The sequence below is a fragment of the Xanthomonas sp. 60 genome (assembly GCF_011761925.1).
Genome location: NZ_JAASQW010000002.1, coordinates 83033 through 99386 on the forward strand (window position 1 = coordinate 83033; position 16354 = coordinate 99386).

Consider the following 16354-nt stretch of genomic DNA (forward strand, 5'->3'; position numbering starts at 1 on the left):
CCGGCGGCTCAGCCGAAACGGAGGTCGTCCATGGCCATCAGGCTCTCGGCGCCGGCCTGGATCGCCGCCGCGTGGGCAAGCGTGCGTGGCAGCACCCTCGCGAAGTAGAAGCGCGCCGTCTCCCGCTTGGCCTGCCGGAAAGCCTCCGGCTGTGCGCTGGCATCGGCGGCGGCTACGCTGCGGGCCCACCAGTACGCCAGCACCACATAGCCGGAATAGAACAGGTAATCGTGGCTTGCCGCGCCCAGCTCGTCCGGGTTGGTGGCGGCCCGCTGCAGGGTCTGCCGCGTAAGCGCCGCCCACTCGGTCGCTTTTTCCCGCAGCGGCGCGATGAACTCGGCCAGCGACGCATCGCCTGCGTGCGCCTGCGCGAACGTTTCGATCTCGGCCAGGAACAGCTTCAGTCCCGCACCTTGGCTGGCGGCAGTCTTGCGCCCGATCAGGTCCAGAGCCTGGATGCCGGTCGTGCCTTCGTACAACGTGGTGATGCGCGCATCGCGGGCCAGCTGCTCCATGCCATGCTCGCGGATGTAGCCGTGGCCACCGAAGCACTGCAGCGCGTTGTAGGTGTTCTCGATGCCCCACTCGGTCTGGCAGGCCTTGGAAATCGGCGTCAGGAAGCTCACCAGCGTGTCCGCACGCAGGCGCTCTTCGGCATCCTCCGCACGCTGGGCGACATCGATCAGCGTGGCCGCGTGCAGTGCGAGCAACCGGCTGCCTTCCACCAGCGACTTGATCGTCAGCAGCATGCGCCGCACGTCCGGATGCACCAGGATCGGGTCAGCCGGCTTGTCCGGGAATCTGGCACCGCTCAGCGCGCGTGACTGCAGGCGCTCGCGGGCGTACTTGAGCGCATTCTGATACGCGCGCTCGGACAGGCCGATACCCTGCAGACCCACGCCCAGGCGCGCTGTGTTCATCATGGTGAACATCGCCTGCAAACCCTTGTGCGGCTCGCCCACGAGGTAGCCTTCGGCGCCGTCGAAGTTCATCACGCACGTCACTGATCCCTTGATGCCCATCTTGTGCTCGATGGACCCGCAGCGCAGCGCATTGCGGTCCCCGACGCGACCGTCGCGGTCGACCTTGAACTTCGGCGTCACGAACAGCGAAATGCCCTTGGCGCCCGCCGGTGCGTCGGGCAGCTTGGCCAGCACCAGATGCACGATGTTTTCAGTGAGATCATGCTCGCCGGCGGTGATGAAGATCTTGGTGCCGGTGATCGCGTAGCTGCCATCGGCGTTGGGTTCGGCGCGGGTCTTCAGCAGGCCCAGATCGGTTCCGCAATGCGGCTCGGTCAGGCACATGGTGCCGGTCCAGCGCCCGTCGATCAGCGGCTTGAGGAAGGCCTCGTGCTGCCAGGCTTCACCGTGGTGCTTGAGCGCCTCGATGGCGCCGTGGGAAAGCAGTGGAAAGTTGCCCCACGCCAGGTTCGCCGCGTTGATCATTTCGTTGAGCGGCACGCCCAGCGTATGCGGCAGGCCCTGCCCGCCGAGTTCCGGCGCCGCGGTCAGCCCGGTCCAGCCGCCTTCGACGAACTGATCGTAGGCCTGCCTGAATCCGGCCGGCGTAGTGACCTCCCCGGTGGCCTGGTCGAGCACGCAGCCGATCTCATCGCCGATGCTGTTGAGAGGCGCCAGCACGCTGGCACTGAAGCGCCCGGCTTCCTCCAGCACCGCGTCGACCACATCGGCGGTGGCATCGGTGAAACCCAGGCGGGCAAACAGCGGCTCGACCTCCAGCACGTCATGCAGGGCAAAACGGAGGTCGGTCAGCGGGGCGGTGTAACTGCTCATCGGAAGGTGCCTCGGTAAAGGTGGGTGCGCGGCCGATCGCCGCGGCGGTGCGTGGGTCAGCGCAGTACGCCGGGCAGGCCCGGTGCCTGGTTCAGGGTGCTGCGGCTGCTGATCTGGAAGGTGCGCTGCTTGCGATCTTCCGGCGTGGCCGCCACGGTGCCCACCAGCGAATAGGCCAGGGTGCGGTTGCCCGCCAGCGCGTCGGCGACCACCAGGCGCGCGGCCGAACTGGGCGTCAAGGTGACCTGGACCACATCGGCCGACACCCCGCTGATGGACACGTCCGGCCGCGTTGCCAGGGTGCCGGCCGGGCTGTCGCCGATCCGCAGCTGCAGCGCCACGTCATCGAAGCGCATCGGCATGGAACTGAAGTTCTGCAGCCGCAGCGCCACCTGCCAGCTGCCATCGGCATTGACGGTGAGCTGCTGCAGGCTGGCGGCGGGCTCTGAGACCCGCTTGACCACCCCCTGGCTGCACGCAGCCAGTGCAAGCACGGAGAGGACGAACAGGGCAGTGCGGACACGGTGGAACATGGGCGCATTTCCTTTGGAACGAAGGTGCGTGGGGGAAAGATACTACGGCGTATGGTGACTTGCACGGATACCGCTGGAGGTCGCTCAAGGGTAACTCGGGCGATCGCCGCAGCAGTGCGTGCCTCGGCGCGCGACGCGGCGTGCGCTCAGGATCGGCGGCTGGGACCGTAGGCCGTTCTGTACGGTATCGCGCCCCGCAGGCGGGCTCAGTCGATCGGCGCCATGACGCGCAGCGGTGCCAGGTCATAGCCCATTGCCTCAGCGCGCGCTTTCAAAGCGTCCAACCGGGCACGCGGCATACGCGGTGCGCGTGAGAGGATCCACAGGTATCTGCGGTCCGGTTCGCCGACCATCGCCCATTGGTACTCGGGATCGAGCGCGATGACCCAGTAATCGGCCCACACCAGCGGCACCCACGACAACCATTGCGGTGCGAAACGCACCTGCAGCTGGCCCGGCGCACCGGCGACCGGGCGCGCCACGCCTTCGGCCTCTACGCGGCCGCCGTCTTCCACGCGACAGCCGTTGCGCACGGTGATGCGCCCATCGCTGCGCAGGCTGTAGGTCGCGGTGATGTCACCGACGCATTTCTTCTGGAACGAGACCGGCAGGTGGGCAATCTCATGCCACTGCCCGGCGTAACGATCCATCTGCAGCGACTCGACCGAACGCACCGGGCCGGCCGCGTGCGCGCTGCATGCTGCCACGAAAAACCCAGCCGCCAGGCGAGCGGAAAGGCGTGTGTTGTCCATCGCAGGGCGCTCCAGGAACCGGTGGATCGAGCGTAGGCGCGGGACCGGCCACGATGCGTGAAAGACAGCACGCAGAGCTGTAGGCATGCAGGCAAAAAAAAAGGCCTGCATTTCTGCAGACCCTTCAAAAACGATGGTGGCCGAGGACGGAATCGAACCGCCGACACGGGGATTTTCAATCCCCTGCTCTACCAACTGAGCTACTCGGCCACTTGTTTTGCAGGCAGCGATGTCGCTGCCGAGGACGCGCATATTACGGAGGTTGCGCAGATTGGGCAAGCCTTTTGAACAAAAAATTTCACATCCGTGTCTTCGCGCCCGCGCGCTGAAGGCAAGTGCTTGATCCTGCGCCTCTGCACGCGGACTACGCCGGCGGTGCATCACCGCAGCCGGATCGCGCAGTCGCCATGATCACCGCATCACGCTCGGCCCGCTAGCGTCGGGACCCTGCGGCGGCATCCGGTCGCCGCACCTCGAGGAATCTCCCATGCCCGATGAAAAGCACAACCAGGAAGAAGCCGAAGCCGGCGTGCAGGAAAGCCGCCAGACACAGGATCACCAGGACGTCGCCAAGCAGCGCCCCGGACAGGAAGACCAGCGCGTGATCGACGAGCATTCCAAGAGGCCGGATCGCAAGGACGGCAGCGGCGAGCCGGCCTGAGCCAGGCGGCGCCGGCACGCTGGAAATGAAAAAGCCCCGGGAGGGATCCCGGGGCCTTGACTGTGTGCCGTGGTGGAGCCAAGGAGGATCGAACTCCTGACCTCGTCGATGCGAACGACGCGCTCTCCCAGCTGAGCTATGGCCCCGCGGCAGGCAACCATGATAACCAAGCCCCCACGCATTGCCAAGTGCTCCTGCACGCCGCACGCAGGCGCCAACGCGGTGGTTATACAAAGTGTCACGGATCAGGTATAAGCTGTTTTCCCGATGGAGACAGACACCTCGCAAGCAGGTCTGATCGATACCGGAGCTGCGTTTCCCGCTCCGGACGCCGACGCTTCGCCCGACCCGGGCGCGCTCCATGCCCCCGGCACCGTGCGGCTGCTCTCCCTGGACGCCCACGGTCGCGTTCTGGACTGGATCAACTGGCAGCATGCCTCCTGCCTCTACGCGCGCGATGCGGTGGCCTGGACCTTGGGCGACCCTTGCCTGCACATCCACGGGGGCACCAACCGGCTCAGTGGCCTGCGCAGCGGCCTGGACCTGCATCCGATCATCGCTGCCCGGGGACACGCCCGCTCGCGGGCGCCGGATCCCACGCCCACGCTGACCAACACGGCGCTGTTCGCACGCGATGCCCACCTGTGCCTTTACTGCGGCCAGCAGGGCACCCGCCCCGTGCTCACGCGCGATCACGTGATGCCGCTTTCCAAAGGCGGGCTCGACGTCTGGGAGAACGTGGTCACCGCCTGTTTCCACTGCAACTCGCGCAAGAGCAACCGCACGCCGCAGCAGGCCGGCATGCCCCTGCTTGCCGTGCCGTTCAGGCCCAGCTGGATCGAGCACCTGATTCTGTCGAATCGAAACATCCTTGCCGACCAGATGGCCTTCCTGAAAGCCCAGCTGCCCAAGCGCTCCAAGCTGCAGCGCTAGATCGTGCGTTGAAAACCGCGTTTCCTCACCGCGTACTCACGCGCGCAGGCGTTTGCTTGCCCCACTCTCCAATGACGGTGAAAATGGGTCGTCAGTTACCGCCCGAAGCCAATGATCGACTCAGCCCGCTATCCCCGCCTTTCGCGCATCCAGACGCCGGATGACCTTCGCACGTTCGAAGAAACCGAGCTTCGGGCGATCGCCGACGAGCTGCGTGCTTACCTGATCGAATCGGTCGGCAAGAGCGGCGGGCATTTTGCCGCCGGGCTCGGCGTGATCGAACTGACCGTCGCGCTGCATTATCTGTACCAGACACCACACGATCAGCTGGTGTGGGATGTGGGCCATCAGACCTATCCGCACAAGATCCTGACCGGTCGTCGCGACACCATCCACACCGTCAAGCAGAAGGACGGCGTGGCGCCCTTCCCCAAGCGCGAGGAAAGCGAATTCGACACCTTTGGCGTCGGTCATTCATCCACCTCGATTTCAGCCGCGCTGGGCATGGCCATCGCCCGCCAGCGTGAAGGCGACGAGCGACGCGTGGTGGCGGTGATCGGCGATGGTGCGATGACCGCCGGCATGGCCTTCGAAGCGCTGATGCACGCCGGCGGCATGGAGCCCGAGCCGAACCTGCTGGTGATCCTCAACGACAACAACATGTCCATCAGCGAGGCGGTCGGCGGCCTGACCAAGGTGCTCGGCCGTGCCACCGGCAGCCGTACGCTCAATGCGTTGCGCGAGGGTGGCAAGAAAATCCTCGGTGACAAACGGAACAACCCCGCCCGCTTCGTCAAGCGCTGGGAAGAACACTGGAAAGGCATGTTCGTGCCGTCCACGATGTTCGAGGAAATGGGCTTCCATTACACCGGGCCCATCGATGGCCACGACATGCAGGCGGTGGTGTCCACGCTGAAAACGCTGCGGACCCTGAAGGGCCCGAAGCTGCTGCACATCCTCACCACCAAGGGCAAAGGCTACGAGCCGGCCGAAGGGGACCAGATCGGCTACCACGCCGTGGGGCCGTTCGACCCGGTCAAGGGCCTGGTCGCCAAGGGCGGCGTGAAGAAGCCGACCTATACCGATGTGTTCGGTGACTGGCTGTGTGATGCCGCTGCCGCCGAGCCGCGCCTGTTCGGCATCACGCCGGCCATGCGCGAAGGCTCTGGCCTGGTGCGTTTCAGCAAGGAATACCCCGAGCGCTATTTCGACGTGGCGATTGCCGAGCAGCATGCCGTGACCCTGGCCGCCGGCATGGCCACGCAGGGCGGCAAGCCGGTGGTGGCGATCTACTCCACGTTCCTGCAGCGCGCCTACGACCAGCTCATCCACGATGTCGCCACGCAGAAGCTGGATGTGCTGTTCGCCATCGACCGCGCGGGCGTGGTCGGCCCGGACGGCTCCACGCACGCGGGCAACCTCGATCTGAGCTACCTGCGCTGCGTGCCGCACATGGTGGTCATGGCGCCGGCCGATGAACGCGAGTGCCGGCAGATGCTCAGCACGGGACTGCAGTATCCCGGTCCTGCCGCGGTCCGCTATCCGCGGGGCAGTGGCACCGGCGTGGCTGCCGGAACCGATCTGTCCACCCTCCCGATCGGCAAGGGCGAACTGCGGGTCGAGGGCAGCCGGGTGGCCCTGCTGGCCTTCGGCAGTGCCGTTCCGGCAGCCGAGAAAGTCGGCCGCGAACTGGGCCTGACCGTGGTCAACATGCGCTTCATCAAGCCGCTTGATCGCGCGCTCGTGCTGTCGCTTGCCGAGCGCCACGAAGGCTTTGTGACCATCGAAGACAACGTGGTGGCCGGCGGTGCCGGTTCGGCGGTGGCCGAGCTGCTCAGCGCCGAAGCCGTGCTGCGGCCGTTCCTGCACCTGGGCCTGCCCGACAGTTACCAGCCGCATGCCAGCCGTGAGGACCTTCTTGCGGAGGCGGGCATCGATGAAGCCGGCATCCGCGCGGCGGTGCTCAAACGCTGGCCGGTGCTGCAGCAGGTGCCTCTCAGCGCGGCAGGCTGAAGATCCCGCCGGTCCAGGAGGACCGGCCTTTCGCTGCAACTGAAACGGGCCGCACCGCGCGGCCCGTAGGAGTGGCGGATCGAGGCGAGGCGCGGCTCAGCGCACCTGGAACTGCGCGCGGCAGCCATTGCTGACCCAGACGCCATCCCGGTTCCAGCCCCAGGTCTGCCCTTCGATGCAGGGCGAACCGGATTTCTGACGGACCAGCCGGGCATCCTGTCGGATGGTGACGCCGCAGCGGCGCTGGCGCCGGTCATTGGAATCGCAGTCGATCAGCTGCACCCGGTCGTTGCCACCGCCCCAGCCATTGCCACCGTGACCGCCGCCCCAGCCGTTGCCGTGTCCCGGACGGCCGGGCCGCCCACGCCCTTCACCGACGAACTCCGCGCGGCAGCCATTGCTGACCCACACGCCGTTGCGCGTGGAGCCCCAGCTCTGCCCCTCCACGCACGGTGTGCCCGAAAGCTGGCGCACCAGCCGCGGACGCCCTGCAAGCTGACATTCACGGGTACGGCGGTCGACCGATTCGCAGCGCACCGCGCCGTCCCGATCGTCCTGGTAATGGCGGTCGCCGCCGTAGTACTGCGCGTGCGCCGCGCCGACAGCTCCCAGTCCGGCCACGAGGGACACGGCGAGTGCCGGCAGCAGGTGTGGGCGGCGAGGTTGGGAAACAATGTCCTTGAGCATCGGAACGTCCTTCGTGGAGAGTGCGCAAAGCATCTACGATCTTCCGCCCGACGCCCAGCGCGACATCGGTCGCTGGTCGTCCGCCATTCAACTAGCCGATCCGAACCTGAATGGGCCCCGGCATCACCCGTAGCAGACGGTGTCCACGTACGCTTCGCTAACTTCCACGCGCACAGCGCATGCCTGCCCGGTCTGCTCGTGCAGCGTCCGCGCCATCGCGTCAGCGAAGTCAAAGGCGACCGTACCATCGTGGAAAGAGAGGCTTTCCGGGCGATCCGGATGCATCACGCGCCAGTGGCGCTCCTCACTGCAGACCCTGATCAGCATTGTCTCGTTCCTTGAGCATTGAGTTGGAGTAGGGGCGGATACGTGCGCCTCGCACGGCGCCCGCAGCGAACACTAACTCTCCCAACTTGTGACCGCCATCAGGTTTTTCTGATCACATGCTCAGACAACTGCCAGCGCCTCCACCGAGGCGCCGAATGCGCGAACGGTGATCCGACCGCCGCTGTCAGCCGGATGCGGGGTTGCGCGCACCAGGCGCGACGCGGCTTCGAACGCCTCGGCGCCGGAATTGAACGGCCTCGGGCTGTCCGTGCCTGCTTCGACGACATGCCAGCAGGGGCCTACGAGCTCAACGATGACATTCACGGCAATCTCCTTGTAGGTAAGCAGGTGGACCAATCGTTCCGACCGTGGATCCAGCCTAGAGACCCGCCCGCGTGGGCCCCATCGGACGGGTCGGAAACGTCAAGGCGGCCGGCGTCCTCACCTCGCTGACGCGTTCACCGAACGGCCCTTGCGTGACGCTTGTCACAGTGAGAATCTCGCTTCACACTGCTGTCACACAGGGGGCCCTTCCACATGCGTACGTACCTGCTCCAGCGTCCTTCGCTGCTCAAGTTCTACTTTGTCGCCAGTTACCTGATCCTGATGGAAGAGTTGCTGCGCGCCACGCTGTTCTGACCCGGTGCGCGGATGGACCGCGTGCGCGGTGCCGGCAATAATCCGGCCTCGTTCCCCACGCGCGTCCATGCCATGTCCGACCTGACTCCCCTGCCCCACCTCGAACCCGGCCGCTATCGCCATTTCAAAGGCGGCCTGTACGAGGTGGTGGATATCGTCCGCAGCAGTGAAACCCTGCAGCCGATGGTGCTCTACCGCGCACTCTACGGGGAGGGCGGTCTCTGGGTCCGCCCCTACGCCATGTTCGTGGAAACCGTGACCGGGCCGGATGGCCCACAGCCACGCTTCGCGCTTGTCGCCGGCTGAAAACGGACGCGCGTTGACGCATGCTCCGCTACGGACCATGCTCGGCGCCCACGGGCCCGGCTGGCCCACAGGCACCGACATGCACCCACACGCCCCTCTGCTCCGCCTCATGATGGTGATCGCCCCCCTGCTTCCCTGCGCTGCCGCCGCGCAGGATGCTGACGCGACACCGTCCTTCGACAGGCCCGGCCTGGGCATCGGCACCGACACCGTTGCGCGCGGCGCCTGGGCCGTGGAAATGGGGCTGCCTGACTGGGAGCGGGACCGTGATCGCGACGGCGTGCGCAGCGATCTGCTGGGAACCGATGCGACCCTGCGCACAGGCCTTTCGCAGACCCTGGAGCTGCAGCTGATGCTGACGCCATGGCAGCGCCTGCGCGAGCACGCGCGCGGCCCGGGACGCCAGCACATCGAGGGCGCCGGGGACAGCGAAATCGGTGTCAAATGGGCGCCCGGTAGTGGCGATACGGGACGCTGGGCCGCGCTGGCCAGCACGACGCTGGCAAAGGGCGAGGCTGCATTTTCGGACGGTCGCCGCTACAGTCTGGCCGCCACCTATGAGTACCCCTTCAGCGAACGCATCACCGGCGCCCTGTACGGACGATACAGCCGCGGCGATGGTGACTGGACCGGGGTCTGGTCGCCCAGCCTGACGATGACGTTCAACCCGCGCTGGTCAGGCTTCCTCGAGGCGGGCTTCACCCGCGAACGGGGACAGCCGAAAACATCGGTCGCAGGAGGCGGTGTGATCTGGGCACCACGCGCCGGGCTGCAGTTCGATGCATCCGTTGACCTGGGCCTGGACGCCGACAGCCCGGACCTTCAGGCAGGGCTGGGCGTGTCGTTCTACCTGCGCTGAGGCACGCCGACGTGCCTCGGCCGAGCCTCACCAGGGCGCGAACAGGGTGATGAACAGGATCACCAGGATGACCGCGAAGGCGATGATGAGGTAGCGCCCCTGGCGGGACGTAGGCTTGGGTTTGCCGGGTGTGTTCATGTGGACTCCTGGATAGATGGGCGCCATGGGGTTGGCGGACGTGTTCAGCCTGCCCGTACGGCAGCATCGACGCCGTGCACGGGTTGTGCAGGGCGCGTCACGAAGATGACGAGGCGAAAAAAGGCCCGCATGTCGCCATGCGGGCCTCGGGTCGTTGTCCTGCGGCGCGGAGTCAGTGCGAGCGCGTGCCGTCAAGCCAGTTGGGGCCCTTGTTCTTCAGGAAGAAGATGTAGACCACCAGCGACAACGCGATGACCGCCGTCGTGTAGATGATGAACAGATCCACGTGACCGCCGCTGAGGGCGCCCTGGTAGAGCAGCGGCGCGGTGCCGCCGAACAGCGAATTGGCCAACGCGTAGCCCAGGCCGACACCCAGTGCGCGGATGTGGGTCGGGAACAGCTCGGCCTTCACCACCGCATTGATCGACGTATAGCCGGTGAGGATGATGAACCCGATGCCCAGGATCAGGAAGGCTGACCAGGCATTGGTCTGCTGCGGCAGGGCGGTGACCAGGTACCACGTGTACAGCACGCCACCCACACCGAAGAACACCAGCAGGCTCTTGCGGCCGATGCGGTCGGACAGGTAGCCCCCCACCGGCTGCAGCACCATCAGGAAGGTCAGCAGTACCAGGTTGAGGATCGTGCCAGTGATCACGTCATCGCCGGCGAATGCCGTCTGGATCATCTTCGGGCCGTTGATCGAGTACGTATAGAACGCGATCGTGCCGCCGGCGGTGATCAGGAAGCACAGCAGCAGCGGGCGCCACTGGTTCACGAACAACTCGCGCATGGACCCGGACGCCTTGGCCTTGCCGTCCTTCACCGCCTCGATCGAGCTGGTTTCCAGCGTTTCATCCATGGTCCGGCGCAGGTAGAAGACCACCAGCGCGCCGATGCCGCCGATGCCGAACGCCACGCGCCAGCCCCATTCGGTCACGTGCGAGGTATCCCACGTCAGCAGCATGACCAGCAGGACGGCCTGGGCCAGTACGTGGCCGCCCACCAGGGTCACGTAATGGAACGAGGACAGGAAGCCACGCCAGCCCGGCACGGCCGTCTCGGACATGTAGGTCGCGCTGGCGCCATATTCACCACCGGTGGCGAAGCCCTGCAGCAGGCGGGCCATCAGCAGGATCACCGCCGCCCAGATGCCGATGGATGCCGCCGTGGGCGCGATGGCGATCAGGAACGAGCAGGCCGCCATCACGCTGACAGAGACGGTGAGCGCCAGGCGGCGGCCATGCCGGTCGGCGAAGCGGCCGAAGTACCAGGCACCGATCGGGCGCATGAGGAACGTGGCGGCGAAGATCGCCCAGATGTACAGGGTGGAATTCTTGTCGTCGGCCGAGAAGAACTGCGATTCAAAGTATTTGGCGAAGACCGAGTAGACATAGACGTCGTACCACTCGACCAGATTGCCGGCAGACCCTTTCAGGGTATTGGAGATCGAACGCTTCAGCGCGGCGCGCTCGGTGGCGTCCGCCTTGGCGAAGGTGTGGGAAGTACTCATGGGGGAAACGGGGCCCTCGGGTTGAGTCCCTTGAAACGGGGACATGGAACCGGCAGCGGGCACTGACGCGCGGGGGCGTGAGCGGCCGATGGTTGCCGAGGGACGTACCTTACCTGAGGCGGGCGTGAAACACTGTTACACCATCGGGCTATGGCGGTCTGCCGGTGCATGAGGTGCGGGACGACTCCGGGTGTCGCCCGACTGCAGGAGGGGGCTGGCACGTCTCTGCATGCACGGCCGGCGCCACCGCACCATCGAAGCAGATGGCGGCAGGCCTTGTCACATGTCACTATGACGGTGTTGCCTGGCCGCCGTGTGCCTGGGCCCGATGTCACTGGCAAGAGGTTGCTGCAGGATGCCCGATATTCGCCAAGCGCCGTTCCGCTCGACGCTGGAGCTGGCGTGTGCCGTTTCCGGCATGCGGGTCGCGCTGCTCGGACGCGTGGATGCCACCACCTACGAAGCGATGCATGTGCTCGACCGCTCCGGCCTGGGACTCAGCGCCGGGCTGAAACTTGATCTGGCCACCACCTTCTGCCGCGACGTGTGCGCGCGACGGGAACCGGTCGCCTTCGGGGACCACGCTGTGGATGCGCAGCTGCGTGACAGTCCGATCCCTGCATTGTATGGATTCCGCAGCTACATCTCCGTGCCGGTGGTACTGGGCGATGGCAGTGTCTACGGCACGCTGTGCACGCTGGATCCGGCCGTGCGGGAGGTGACCGAGGATATGGTGCGCATGATCACCACGCTGTCCGGACTGGTCGCCACGCAGATCGATGGTCTGCTCGCCCGGCAGCATGACCGCGTCAACGCCCAGAACGGCAGTGCCGGGCCGACCGCCTCCCAGCAGCAGTTGCAGGCCCTGGAGTCCAACAATGCCGAGCTGCTGCGCGAACGTCGCCAGCGCGAGGAGTTCATCGCCGTCCTCGCCCATGACCTGCGCAACCCGCTGCAGACGATCCGGGTGACGTCCGAGCTGCTGTCCTTCAGTGCCACCGCACCGGCCCAGCAGAATCTGCTGCGGCACGTGGAGGACAGTACCCAGCGCATCGCCGAACTGATCGACACCACGCTGGATTTCGCCCGCGGGCGTCTCGGCGCCGGGGTCGCCCTGCGCCTGCAGCCCTGGACCGATCTGGCCGGCATTCTGGTCCGTGCCTGCGAGCAGGCCCTCCTGCCCTATCCTGAAACACCGTTGCAGGTCGATGCGATGGCGCTGCCGCAAGTGGTCACCTGCGATGCCGACCGGTTGTGCCAGCTGGTGAGCAACCTGGTCATCAATGCAGCGATCCACGGCCAGCGCGGCGAGCCGATCCGCCTGCGTGGACACTGCACCGACGATGCGCTCGAGCTGCACCTATCCAACGCGGGCAGCATGTCCAACGAGACCCTCGCCGTGCTGTTCGAGCCCTTCCACCGCACGCCTGCCCAGCGTCTGGACAGCGGCCTCGGACTGGGTCTCTACATCGCCTCGGAGATCGCCCGCGCGCACGAGGGTGAGCTGAGCGTCACCTCCAACGTCGTGGACGGCACCTGTTTCACGCTGCGGCTTCCGTTGCCGGCCTGAGCAGACGGCAGCCCACGGGGCTACTCAGAACACGAAATCGACGGCAGACAGGTCGTCGCCGTGCTCGGCCCCGGGAAGAAGACGACGCGCGATCTGCCGCATGTGCGCCGCCTGGTTGCGCAGCCCGTCGGCCGCACGCCGCCGTCGCTCGCGGGCCTGCCAATCACCGCCGCGTTCCTGCACCAGGATCCGTGCCTGCTCCTCGAGTGACGCGCTGCGCGCCTGCGCCCAGCGTGCCTTGCCGCCGTCTGTTTTTGTCATGCCGGCCATGATCCGCTTCGCGCGTCGCACGAAGGGATACGCAGGCAACGCCAGCTGACTGGGCGCCAATCGCGGCAGCGCATTGCAGGCGCCCAAAGAAAAAGGCCTGCACCCCGAGGTGCAAGCCTTTGATCTCCATCACAGTGGTCGGGACGGCCGGATTCGAACCGACGACCCTCTGCCCCCCAGGCAGATGCGCTACCAGGCTGCGCTACGCCCCGAATGTCTGCGATGTGTCCCGCCGTTCAAGCCGCGCCGTGAAGTATAGCTGATTGGCGGGAAAAAAGTATCAGCGACGGAGCAGTTGCAGCACTTCTTCCAGTTCCACACGCACCTGCTTGACGATCTGCTGGCTCAACTGCGCCTGCTCGCGCCCGTCGGGCCCTTCAAGCCGCAGGCGCGCCCCACCGATCGTATAGCCCTGTTCGTAGAGCAGGCTGCGGATCTGCCGCACCATCAGCACGTCATGGCGCTGGTAGTAGCGTCGGTTGCCGCGGCGCTTGCCCGGTTCGAGACTGGGAAATTCGGTCTCCCAGTAACGCAGCACGTGCGGCTTGACGTCGCACAGCTCGCTCACCTCACCGATGGTGAAGTAGCGCTTGGCCGGAATCGGCGGTAGTTCGCGGTTACTGCCCGGATCCAGCATAGGCTTCCACCCTCTCCTTGAGCTTCTGGCCCGGACGGAACGTCACCACCGTCCGCGCTGAAATCGGAATTTCCTCACCGGTCTTGGGATTGCGACCCGGGCGCTGGTTCTTGCGCCGCAGGTCGAAATTGCCGAAGCCGGACAGTTTCACCTGACGTCCGTGCTGCAGGGCATCGCGCAGCACATCGAAGAACGCGTCGACGAATTCCTTGGCCTCACGCTTGTTGAGCCCGACTTCGTCGAACAGTTTTTCAGCCATTTCGGCCTTTGTCAGTGCCATCGCCTGCTTACCCCTGGATGCATCCGCTCAGCTGCGGAGCCGGGCGTGGTGTTCACGCTCGATGGCGGCGACCACCTCGGCCACCACCGCGTCCACGTCGCGGTCCGTCAGAGTGCGCGACTTGTCCTGCAAAATCAAGCCCATAGCGAGACTCCTGAAGCCCGGTTCGACCCCTTGGCCCACGTAGCGGTCAAACAGATTCACCTCACGCACCAGCGGGCCGGCCGCGCGCCGGACGCAGGCCGCCAGATCGGCCCATGCCACCGCTTCGGGCGCAAGGACCGCCAGATCGCGACGGACGGCGGGGAAGCGCGACAGCTCCCCAGCGCGCGGCAAAGCCCGGGCGGTGAGCGGCGCCAGATCCAGTTCGAAGCCATAGACCTCGACATCGATATCCATGGCCTTTGCAAGACGCGGGTGGATCTGGCCGATCCATCCGATACAGACGCCATCGCGATGGATGTCGGCCGAACGCGACGGATGACCGGATGGGCGTGACGAGGGCCGGAACTCAAGCTCCGCGCCCGAGGCGGCGGCCAAGGCTTCAAGGTCACCCTTCAGGTCATGGAAATCGACCTTGCGTGCCGGCAGGCCCCATTGCTCGGCATCGGCGTCGCCACAGACGGCGGCCGCCACGCGCTGGGTTTCCAGCGGCGCCGGCTGGCCTTCGCCAGCCTGCGCCGAGAACGCCCGTCCGAGCTCGAACACCCGCACCCGGCCCGCCTGGCGCGCCGCATTGCGGCCCAGGGTGGCGACCAGACCCGGCAGCAGCGCCGGGCGCATCACCGCCAGTTCGGCCGAGAGCGGATTGGCCAGCGGCACGAGGTGTTCGGTGAACTGCCAGTGGGTCAACAGCTGGGCGTCGACGAAGGCGAAGTTCAGCGTTTCCTGCAGGCCGCGCGCGACCAGCTGGCGACGCACGCTGAGCTCGTCCAGGCGGGTTTCGGTGGGCATCGCCACGCGGGAGGCGCCACCGGGCAGCGTGGTCGGAATCTGGTCATAGCCATGGATGCGCGCCAGTTCCTCGATCAGATCCTCTTCAATGGCGATATCGAAGCGGCGGCTTGGCGACGTTACCCGCCAGCCCTCGGCCACCGCGTCCACTTCCATGCCCAGCGCGCGCAGGATGCGCTCGACTTCCGCATCGGCGATGGCGATCCCGAGCACGCGCTGGATACGCGCACGACGCAGCGTGATCAGCGCGGGCTGCGGCAGGTCGCTTTCGCGCACGGCCTCGGTCACCGGCGACGGCGTGCCGCCGGCCAGTTCCAGCACCAGCCGGCTCGCCAGTTCGATCGCGGTGCGCGGCAGGGCCGGATCCACGCCGCGTTCGAAACGATGGCCGGCATCGGTGTGCAGGCCCAGCTTGCGGCCCCGCCCCATGATCGCGGCCGGCGCGAAGTGGGCCGCCTCAAGGAACACGGCGGTGGTTGCATCGGTGACGCGGGTGTCCATGCCCCCCATCAGGCCCGCCAGGCCGACCGGACGGTCGGCGTCGGTCACCACGAGGAAGCTTTCATCCAGCGCGGCATCGCGCCCGTCGAGCAGCGTCAGGCGCTCACCAGCGCGCGATCGGCGTACACCGATCGGTCCCTGCAGCGTGTCCAGGTCATAGGCGTGCATCGGCTGGCCCAGCTCCAGCATGACGTACTGGGTGATGTCGACCAGCAGCGACACCGGGCGCACGCCGCTGCGGCGCAGGCGCTCGGCCATCCACAGCGGGGTCTTCGCGCGGGCATCGACGCCCTCGATCACGCGACCGAGGTAGCGCGGTGCTTCGGCGCCCGCCTGCAGGTCGATGGCGAGTTCACGACTGCCCACCGCCCTCATCGCCTCGTCCACCAGCGGCAGCACCTCGCAGCGCGTCGCGGCGGCCACATCGAACGCGATTCCGCGCAGGCTGAAGCAGTCGGCACGGTTAGGGGTCAGCTTGATCTCGATGCTGGCGTCAGGCAGTCCGAGATAGTCGACCAGTCCCTGCCCCACCGGCGCGTCGTCCGGCAGCTCGAACAGGCCTGACGCGTCGCTGTCCAGGCCCAGCTCCCTGGCCGAGCACAGCATGCCGTTGGATTCGACGCCGCGCAGCCGGGCCGGCGCGATGTCGAGCGTGCCGATGCGCGCCCCCACCAGCGCCAGGGGCGCCAACAGGCCCGGACGCGCATTCGGTGCGCCACAGACGATCTGCAGCAGCGTCTCTTGCCCTGCATCAACCTGGCAGATCTGCAACCGGTCGGCTTCGGGATGGCGCACCGCCTCCACGATGCGCGCCACCACGACCTTGTCCAGGCCGCCGCCAAGCGGCGTCACGTCCTCCACTTCCAGTCCGATGGCGGTCAGCACGGCGCTGAGTTCGTCGCGACTGGCCGGGGTGGGGACATGGCTGCGCAGCCAGTTTTCAGAGAACTTCATGATGTTTTCCTGGAGGGCCGGCGCAGGCGCC

17 protein-coding genes and 3 tRNA genes are annotated in these 16354 nt (G+C 66.6%); 6 read left to right on the top strand and 14 right to left on the bottom strand.

Annotated elements, in window-relative coordinates; genetic code table 11:
• Window positions 1–8: 8 nt before the first annotated feature.
• The 4 genes from FHY09_RS04255 to FHY09_RS04270 all read right to left on the bottom strand — a co-directional run bounded on the left by FHY09_RS04255 (window position 9) and on the right by FHY09_RS04270 (window position 3291).
• Window positions 9–1796 (bottom strand): acyl-CoA dehydrogenase C-terminal domain-containing protein, encoded by a 1788-nt coding sequence (locus tag FHY09_RS04255; RefSeq protein WP_166924520.1) that lies wholly within the window; start codon window positions 1794–1796, stop codon window positions 9–11.
• Window positions 1797–1852: 56 nt separating this feature from the next.
• Window positions 1853–2329, bottom strand: a complete 477-nt coding sequence (locus FHY09_RS04260) for an LEA type 2 family protein (RefSeq protein WP_166924522.1) — start codon at window positions 2327–2329, stop codon at window positions 1853–1855.
• A 206-nt stretch (window positions 2330–2535) separates the two neighbouring features.
• Window positions 2536–3081: a lipocalin family protein gene (locus FHY09_RS04265; protein ID WP_166924524.1), complete on the bottom strand. Its 546-nt coding sequence runs from the start codon at window positions 3079–3081 to the stop codon at window positions 2536–2538.
• Between the two features lie 134 nt (window positions 3082–3215).
• Window positions 3216–3291 (bottom strand) — tRNA-Phe (locus tag FHY09_RS04270).
• Between the two features lie 277 nt (window positions 3292–3568).
• Here FHY09_RS04270 and FHY09_RS04275 point away from each other — a divergent pair.
• Window positions 3569–3742: a hypothetical protein gene (locus FHY09_RS04275; protein WP_166924526.1), complete on the top strand. Its 174-nt coding sequence runs from the start codon at window positions 3569–3571 to the stop codon at window positions 3740–3742.
• A 70-nt stretch (window positions 3743–3812) separates the two neighbouring features.
• Here the strand turns inward: FHY09_RS04275 and FHY09_RS04280 are convergent.
• Window positions 3813–3888 (bottom strand) — tRNA-Ala (locus tag FHY09_RS04280).
• A 121-nt stretch (window positions 3889–4009) separates the two neighbouring features.
• Between FHY09_RS04280 and FHY09_RS04285 the strand changes: the two genes are divergently transcribed.
• Window positions 4010–4675 carry an HNH endonuclease gene (locus tag FHY09_RS04285; RefSeq protein ID WP_166924528.1) on the top strand — a complete coding sequence of 222 codons (666 nt, stop codon included), beginning with the start codon at window positions 4010–4012 and terminating at the stop codon, window positions 4673–4675.
• 111 nt (window positions 4676–4786) lie between these two features.
• Window positions 4787–6688, top strand: coding sequence for a 1-deoxy-D-xylulose-5-phosphate synthase (dxs, locus tag FHY09_RS04290; protein WP_166924530.1), 1902 nt, complete (start codon window positions 4787–4789; stop codon window positions 6686–6688).
• A gap of 96 nt (window positions 6689–6784) precedes the next feature.
• Here the strand turns inward: dxs and FHY09_RS04295 are convergent, their stop codons facing one another.
• From FHY09_RS04295 to FHY09_RS04305, 3 genes are all read right to left on the bottom strand, one after another.
• Window positions 6785–7375, bottom strand: a complete 591-nt coding sequence (locus FHY09_RS04295; protein ID WP_166924532.1) for a DUF3011 domain-containing protein — start codon at window positions 7373–7375, stop codon at window positions 6785–6787.
• 123 nt (window positions 7376–7498) lie between these two features.
• Window positions 7499–7702: a hypothetical protein gene (locus FHY09_RS04300; protein WP_166924534.1), complete on the bottom strand. Its 204-nt coding sequence runs from the start codon at window positions 7700–7702 to the stop codon at window positions 7499–7501.
• Between the two features lie 120 nt (window positions 7703–7822).
• Window positions 7823–8026, bottom strand: coding sequence for a hypothetical protein (locus FHY09_RS04305; protein ID WP_166924536.1), 204 nt, complete (start codon window positions 8024–8026; stop codon window positions 7823–7825).
• Between the two features lie 387 nt (window positions 8027–8413).
• On the opposite strand from FHY09_RS04305, the gene FHY09_RS04310 reads away from it, so the two are divergent.
• Together FHY09_RS04310 and FHY09_RS04315 are read left to right on the top strand one after the other, a co-directional pair.
• The gene (locus FHY09_RS04310) at window positions 8414–8647 is read left to right on the top strand and encodes a DUF1653 domain-containing protein (protein ID WP_166924538.1); all 234 of its coding nucleotides are present in this window, start codon (window positions 8414–8416) and stop codon (window positions 8645–8647) included.
• A gap of 79 nt (window positions 8648–8726) precedes the next feature.
• Window positions 8727–9506 carry a transporter gene (locus FHY09_RS04315; RefSeq protein ID WP_456362707.1) on the top strand — a complete coding sequence of 260 codons (780 nt, stop codon included), beginning with the start codon at window positions 8727–8729 and terminating at the stop codon, window positions 9504–9506.
• A gap of 310 nt (window positions 9507–9816) precedes the next feature.
• On the opposite strand, the gene FHY09_RS04320 is transcribed toward FHY09_RS04315, so the two are convergent.
• Entirely contained in the window at window positions 9817–11157 is a 1341-nt protein-coding gene (locus FHY09_RS04320) for an MFS transporter (protein ID WP_166924540.1), read from the bottom strand.
• A 355-nt stretch (window positions 11158–11512) separates the two neighbouring features.
• Between FHY09_RS04320 and FHY09_RS04325 the strand changes: the two genes are divergently transcribed.
• The gene (locus tag FHY09_RS04325) at window positions 11513–12727 is read left to right on the top strand and encodes a sensor histidine kinase (protein WP_166924542.1); all 1215 of its coding nucleotides are present in this window, start codon (window positions 11513–11515) and stop codon (window positions 12725–12727) included.
• A gap of 24 nt (window positions 12728–12751) precedes the next feature.
• Here FHY09_RS04325 and FHY09_RS04330 read toward each other — a convergent pair whose 3' ends face one another.
• From FHY09_RS04330 to pheT, 5 genes are all read right to left on the bottom strand, one after another.
• On the bottom strand, window positions 12752–12988 hold the full coding sequence (locus tag FHY09_RS04330; RefSeq protein WP_166924544.1) for a hypothetical protein: 237 nt from the start codon (window positions 12986–12988) through the stop codon (window positions 12752–12754).
• 144 nt (window positions 12989–13132) lie between these two features.
• Window positions 13133–13209: transfer RNA gene (locus tag FHY09_RS04335), tRNA-Pro, on the bottom strand.
• Between the two features lie 68 nt (window positions 13210–13277).
• Window positions 13278–13634, bottom strand: a complete 357-nt coding sequence (locus FHY09_RS04340; RefSeq protein ID WP_166924546.1) for a MerR family transcriptional regulator — start codon at window positions 13632–13634, stop codon at window positions 13278–13280.
• A complete protein-coding gene (locus FHY09_RS04345) occupies window positions 13615–13914 on the bottom strand; it encodes an integration host factor subunit alpha (RefSeq protein WP_166924549.1) in 300 nt (99 codons plus the stop codon). Before FHY09_RS04345 ends, FHY09_RS04340 begins: the two co-directional genes overlap by 20 nt.
• Before the next feature lie 27 nt (window positions 13915–13941).
• Window positions 13942–16323 carry a phenylalanine--tRNA ligase subunit beta gene (gene pheT, locus FHY09_RS04350; RefSeq protein WP_166924551.1) on the bottom strand — a complete coding sequence of 794 codons (2382 nt, stop codon included), beginning with the start codon at window positions 16321–16323 and terminating at the stop codon, window positions 13942–13944.
• Between the last annotated feature and the right edge of the window lie 31 nt (window positions 16324–16354).